This is a genomic window from Dysgonomonas reticulitermitis (assembly GCF_054601275.1).
This window is the reverse complement of record NZ_BAAHWU010000088.1, coordinates 1-5,523: the sequence shown is the minus strand read 5'-3', so window position 1 is coordinate 5,523 and position 5,523 is coordinate 1. Positions and strand designations below refer to the sequence as shown.

The 5,523-nt window shown below is 29.1% G+C and carries 4 protein-coding genes; all 4 read left to right on the top strand.

All coding sequences use genetic code 11. The features are described from left to right. Window positions 1–138 precede the first annotated feature (138 nt). The 4 genes from ACYPZI_RS15425 to ACYPZI_RS15410 all read left to right on the top strand — a co-directional run bounded on the left by ACYPZI_RS15425 (window position 139) and on the right by ACYPZI_RS15410 (window position 5,012). Window positions 139–357, top strand: a complete 219-nt coding sequence (locus ACYPZI_RS15425; protein ID WP_459603182.1) for a hypothetical protein — start codon at window positions 139–141, stop codon at window positions 355–357. A 26-nt stretch (window positions 358–383) separates the two neighbouring features. Next, window positions 384–1,031, top strand: coding sequence for a hypothetical protein (locus ACYPZI_RS15420; RefSeq protein ID WP_459603180.1), 648 nt, complete (start codon window positions 384–386; stop codon window positions 1,029–1,031). Between the two features lie 79 nt (window positions 1,032–1,110). Next, window positions 1,111–2,916 (top strand): hypothetical protein, encoded by a 1,806-nt coding sequence (locus ACYPZI_RS15415; protein WP_459603178.1) that lies wholly within the window; start codon window positions 1,111–1,113, stop codon window positions 2,914–2,916. A 290-nt stretch (window positions 2,917–3,206) separates the two neighbouring features. Next, complete coding sequence (locus ACYPZI_RS15410) at window positions 3,207–5,012, top strand: DEAD/DEAH box helicase family protein (protein WP_459603176.1); 1,806 nt, start codon at window positions 3,207–3,209, stop codon at window positions 5,010–5,012. Window positions 5,013–5,523 lie beyond the last annotated feature (511 nt).

Here is a 5,523-nt window from a genome sequence, read left to right as displayed (position 1 = left end):
ATTCTGCTAATCATCCTGCTCCTAATTTTATAGCAAAAACTTTGTCCTATTTGCATTGGGCTAAAGTTCTTGTTCCACAAAGCAGATGCGAAAAATGAGCGTTGCTTATACGGAACTCAGGTTAATAAAAGGATTATTATGACAAAATATAGGTTTATGACCGATAAGGAAATAGAAGAGAAAAAAGAACGAGATAGGCAAAATAAAAGAGGCTGGCGTATTATTTTGACTATTATTGTCATAGTAATAATATTAGGTAATACGGTAGGGGCTGCGATTACGATTGGAATATGTTTTTTAGCTGTTATTATTTATGCCATAATTATGTATAATCTGTATGGCAACAGGGACAAGTAAATTTATAACTAATATAATAATATATCATGGCACACTGGACAAAAGAGCAACTAATAAAAATTCAAAAATTAAGACCATTTGAATTTGTTGAATCAGAAAAAGAAGGAGATGAATATGAAGCTAATCAGAAATATGGTATAGCAAAAAATTCTCCATATTTAAAGGAAGCAATCAATGAGGGTAATTTCCCTGTAAATAATCAAATCACAAACTTACAAAAAGGTTATTACTATATCATTGATATAAAGCTACAAACAGCCGAATTTAAAGCACAGGATAAAACGATAAACATTGCCTATGCTCTGTATAAAGCTAATAAATCCGATACATACGGAAATACAGTTTATCAAATCAATGTAAACAGTTTATTGAATGGTACAGCTAATTCATTATTTGAAAATGATTCTATTACTAAAGTTTCTGATTTAATAGGAAAACTTATACATATTGTTAATATTTCAGAAGAATCAAAATCACGTCAAGCTACATTTACCGAAACTGAAATATTAATGACACCCGAAGACCTTGCCAAATATGATGTTGCACCGACAGAAGAAGATATTGCAACCGATTATCTAATAGCACAATGGGAATTTGAACAGGAAATACAGCCAGATTATGAATCCCAATACGAAGCCTTTGAGTACTTTGAACAAGATATGTATTTCGATTAATATATAATACTAACAATATACAAAGGACAATTTATATTTTTGTATTTATCATGAAATATATTTTGTCTTTTTTTTTATTATGGCTAAAAAAGAAACAATCTACCTAAATAAAGGAGAATATTTAAAAGGTTCAATTCCTACAAATGCAGTTATTTATAAAAAAGTTACAGGAATAGGCGCAACCACACTTGAAATAGAATCAAACCGCAATTCAATCATAATAGAGCCTAATACCCCTGTGATAGAGGGCAAAATTGAAAAACACACTAATTTATTCGGAGTATTTGAGGGCGTACAAACAAACCAGATAATTGACTACCTGCAAAATGATGTAATCGGATATAAAAAGCTAATGACTACCCCCGAATCATTTGGAAAGGTCAAAAGGGCATTTGCATTGTTAAATATAGATATGTACAATGATTATTTCTTACTATTCGATGAATCACATAAATTAACAAGTGAAATAGATTTTAGGGAAACAATAGCTTTACCAATGCAGGATTTTTGGAAGTTTAAAGAGCGTTCCTTAATATCTGCAACAATTACAAACTTCAATTCATATCCGATTTTTAAAAGGCATAATTTTAAAGAAGTAATCATAGAACCTAAATACTATCACGCTTTAAAAGTAAATCTTTATTCAAGTAACAATATATTACAGGATATTCAACATTGTATAAATAGCATTCCCGATAATGAAAATACAAAAATCTGTTTCTTTATTAACTCAATAGATATTATAATAGCTGTTATCAATGCTTTAAACATCAAAGACAAGTCAAATATCTATTGTGCAAACCAAAGTATTGAGAAACTAACAAGAAAAGGGCTTACAAACATATTCACTAAAATATCAGACCTCAATAAATATAATTTCTATACAAGCCGTTTTTATTCAGCCGTTGATATAATAACACCTTATAAACCTCATGTACTTGTAATATCCGATGCAATAACAGCACCTCAAACAATGATAGAGCCATTATTAGAATCCCGACAAATTGCAGGAAGATTCAGAAACGGCATAACATCATTTACACATATTGCAGGACTTGATAAAACCATACAGGCAAAGAAATACAAAGAACTGCAAGAATATCTTGAAGAACAACGCAAAGCCTATATTCAGCTAAAGACAATTTATAACTCAGCAACCGAACAGGGTGTTAAACAAGTGATGCAAGAAGCCTTAGAACGTGTTGAAATAAGTAAATATTTAGAGCAAGATAACTCTTTCAACTACTTTATGACTGAAAACCTTTTAGATGCAGAAGCTACAAAATCAAGATATAAAACATGGCAGAACTTTATTTTGTCCTATTCATTTGATGATGAATTTTTTGATATAGAGAATCAATATAATAATACCTATGATTGGGAAACCAATAAACTAAAAATATCCTCTAAAAATGACAGATTATTGCGTAAAGAAATAGTTGATATATTTTTCAATCTGGAATTAGACAAAGGAATAGAAACGGAAGAACAAAAATTCGTATTCGAAGAACTGAAACGTAAAGACGAATTTATAATTGAGATATGCCAAAACTTTGATAAAGAATTTATTGTTGATAAAGAGTATAAGAAACAATCGCTTACACTTGCATTGATAAAGAAAAAGACCGATGAAAAACGGCTTAGTTTTCCTGTCATAGAAGCCGTATTACAATCTTTTAAAATCGGTATTGCCTATACTGAAAAAGAAATAACAGATACCCTTAATAAAATTTATATTGCTTTAGAAATCAATAAAAAGATAAAAGCAAGCGATATAAAAGAATATTTTGAAACCACACCCCGAAGAACTATAAAACGCAAAGACCAATTTGAAAAAGGATATAAGCTACTTAAAGCAAAATATCTATCTAAAAGGACAGAATAATATTCTTTTTAAATAGAAAAAGACAAATTGTCCTCATTTTTCAAGATTCCGCCATTTCACTATGTTTGCCCCTTAAAATTCAGTAAATTTGTATATGCAGATAGCAAAATGACAATATGATTTTTTCAGTTTAGATAAAATTGGCGTGGAGAATATTCACGCTTTTTTTAGTTTCATTTTGAGACAAAAATAAATTTGGGTCTATAAACTAAAAAATCAGAAAAAGTGTCTCTCCCAGATTTACACTTAACATATCCAGATTACACATTTAAACTGAAAATCAAAGCAAAATGACAAAAGAGCCTGTTTATATCGAAAAAGGACAGACAATGAAAGACTTATTTCCTGATGGAGTACCAAGTAAATGTATTATAGATAAAACTATTCCTGCAATCGGAGCAACATACTGCGAAATTAAAGCACCCCGAAATTCTATTATTATTGAGCCGAATGTTCCCGTTATAGAAGGAAAAGAGAAAAAACATAAAAATCTATTAGGAATTTATGGCGGAATAGGAGAAACCAAGATTAAGGAATATCTTAAACGTAAAGATATTAACCATAAGATAATGACAACACCCGAAAGTTATTATAAAATAAAAGAATATTCTAAAGGGTTAGATATTGATTGGCATAAAGATTATTTCCTGATGTTTGATGAATGCGATAAGATTATACAGGATAGTAATTTCCGAAAATCAATTATATTACCTTTTGATGATTTCTTTTTATATGAAGAACAATGTCTTATATCAGCCACGCCACTAACGCCAAGAATTAAAGCATTAAAAGAATTTAGACAACTAAAGGTTACTCCGTTATATGATTATTCAAAGGATATAATTTTAGAAACGACAAATAATGTATTAGCCTCATTAATAGATATATTAAATATCAGAAATTGGAATCCGATTGTAATATTCTTAAACTCTGCGACATTGATTTTAGCTATTATAAAAAAATTAAGAATAGAAGACAAAACTTCTGTTTTTTGTGGCGATGACGCTTATGATAAATTGAAGAATCAAGGAATAAATTGTGTATCCAAATCTTTTACAGGACTGAATAAATACAACTTTTTCACAAGTCGGTTTTATTCCGCAGTGGATTTGGAATGTAAAGAAAAACCAGATATAATAATGATTTCTGATTGTAAAACGAAGAAGCAAACAATTATAGACCCAGCAACACACGCTATACAAATTTGTGGAAGATTCAGAAATGGAATAGATAAAATTATTCATATAACTAACTATGATTACAATATTGAAATGACACCAGAAAATGAATTAATAAAATATTTGGAAGAACAAAAACACACCTACAATCTTATAAAAGAAAAGATAGAGCCTATCGCTACAACACAAGGTGCAAGAGATTTATTAAAGGAAATAAGAGATAAACTTTCTATAAAGAACTATTTAAGGAATGACGGCGAATTTGATGCTTTTATGGTCGAAAATTTCTTAAATAATGAGAAAGTAAAGGCATTTTATCGGAATCCAGAACAAATTAATATTGCATATACAAATACAGATTATTTTAACGTTGTGGAATCCGATAAACGGTATGATAAAAACATGGGAGATATTACCACTAAAAAATCTATAACTAAAGAACAACGAAAAGAAACTATTGAAAAACTAAAAAAACTTATTCCAGACAGAACTTGTCCTCATTCATTTAGCTTTGATTTTATGTTTGGAGAAGTCAGTCCTTTAGATAAAATCAAAGAAGAAGATTCTTTGACCTATGAATATTATATCAATTTCGGATGTGATTATATTGATATTGACAATTATAACAAACAGAAAATGGAAACACGATTAAAAAATGAAGAAGAACGGAAAGAAAAAACTCAACTACCTGTTATAAATGCTATTTTAAAATCTTTCAATATTGGAAGTGGTTATACAGAATCCGAAATAAAAGAAACTTTGGAAAGTATAAATATTAAGCACAATATATGTTTAAAGACCACTGTTTCAACCCTAAAGCTATATTTTAAAGTATCGAATCGGACAACTGTAACCAGAGACGGAGAACGCTTTAAAGGGTATAAAATTATAGATAAAGGCGAATTTTCAATCGCTTAGAATAAATTACAACAATATTTATTTGAGACAGAAACAGACTATTTTTTTATTATATACCCCTTATATGAAATTGTCTCAAATTATAAGATTACTTTTTTGCCCAAAATCCTATTTACCCAAACCAATTATTAAAAAGAAAGGACAAATTTTGATTTTATATATAAATAGAATCGGATATTGTCCTAAAGAATAAAAGCCACTGACATTAATTTGTTGGTGGCTTTGTTATTGACTATTTTAGATTATTAATCAATTTGCAAACAATAAGTATTTTTCTCATACGAGAATGAGTGAGAATATTCCTTTAAATATTTAGAAGAAGTCATATTTTTAGTAATTAGAATTGGTTCTACGGATATTCTCTTTCCATCAATTTGATTTATCCTATCACTAGTGGGCACTAAAAATTAAAACTTGTTCTTTGAAATGCTTTATACATTGTGGTTTCAGAAGATTTTAGTTGCGTGACGATTTGAATTGGCTTACTTGTCTTTAGCTTTGCCAAAAGTTA

Coding starts and splice junctions, on each gene's coding strand:
- ACYPZI_RS15425 (WP_459603182.1), top strand. CDS start 139: ATGACAAAATATAGGTTTATGACCGATAAGGAAATAGAAGAGAAAAAA.
- ACYPZI_RS15420 (WP_459603180.1), top strand. CDS start 384: ATGGCACACTGGACAAAAGAGCAACTAATAAAAATTCAAAAATTAAGA.
- ACYPZI_RS15415 (WP_459603178.1), top strand. CDS start 1,111: ATGGCTAAAAAAGAAACAATCTACCTAAATAAAGGAGAATATTTAAAA.
- ACYPZI_RS15410 (WP_459603176.1), top strand. CDS start 3,207: ATGACAAAAGAGCCTGTTTATATCGAAAAAGGACAGACAATGAAAGAC.